At 53.2% G+C, this 903-nt stretch carries 1 protein-coding gene; it reads left to right on the top strand.

Going from position 1 to position 903, the window contains the following annotated elements:
- The first annotated feature begins 165 nt into the window (after window positions 1-165).
- Window positions 166-897: a transposase family protein gene (locus ABD982_RS11215; RefSeq protein ID WP_345447653.1), complete on the top strand. Its 732-nt coding sequence runs from the start codon at window positions 166-168 to the stop codon at window positions 895-897.
- Window positions 898-903 lie beyond the last annotated feature (6 nt).

The raw sequence follows: 903 nt of genomic DNA, 5'->3' as shown, positions 1-903 counted from the left end.
GAGGCTTATTCAAAAGTAGGAACACACCCACACCCCACCAACTAGACAACGGCCCCACCAGCGGCAAAAATAAGAGGATTAAATCACTACAAATAACCTCAAGCCATACCGGAAGAACCGTTGCTCCACCAGCGTACAACAGGGCTCACACCTCAGCAATTCACCGTGCTACTGACAGCCCTCACCGCCCACATCACCTGGGCAAAACCAGGCGGAAGACCACCAGCACTAACCCTGGCCCAGGGTCTTAAAGTCACCCTTTTCTACCACCGACACAACCTCACCGAAGAACTCCTCGCAGAAATCTTCAACACCTCCCAGCCCACCATCTCACGGACCCTCAACACCGTTGACAAAGCACTTGAGAAAGCCCTCAGGCCGCTAGAACAGTCTTTAGAAAACAGCCTGAAGATCCCTGGTTCACTGGTTATCGACGGTACCCTGATTCCCACCTGGAACTGGCGTTCATTAAGGAAAATAAACTTTTCTGGTAAGCATAAACGTGCTGGTTTCAACCATCAAGTGATTTGCACCCTGGGCGGGAAACTGCTGGCCATCACTGACCCGGTCCCTGGCGCTAGGCATGATGCCTATGCCTTCAAGCATCATGGCTTGGAAAGATATCTTGATGAGAGCACTTTGGCTGATAAGGGTTACATCGGGTTGGGGTTGGCCACCCCAGTAAGAGGCAGCAAAGCCCGCAGGATGCCTGCAGATGTGAAGGTGGTGAACAGGTTCATTAATTCACGCCGATCGGTGGTGGAGCGGGTTATCGAGCAGGTCAAGACGTGGCGGGTTTTGCATACAGGTTTCCGGCGGCCGCTGAGCGTGTATGGGCGGGTGTTTGCGGTGGTTCGGGGGTTGGTGTTTTATGCGGCTGGGAGGACTTTTGAATAAGCCTCA

The organism is Rothia endophytica (assembly GCF_039543885.1).
Lineage (GTDB): Bacteria > Actinomycetota > Actinomycetes > Actinomycetales > Micrococcaceae > Rothia > Rothia endophytica.
Note: the sequence above shows the minus strand (reverse complement) of the source record. Positions and strands in the feature narration are given on the sequence as shown.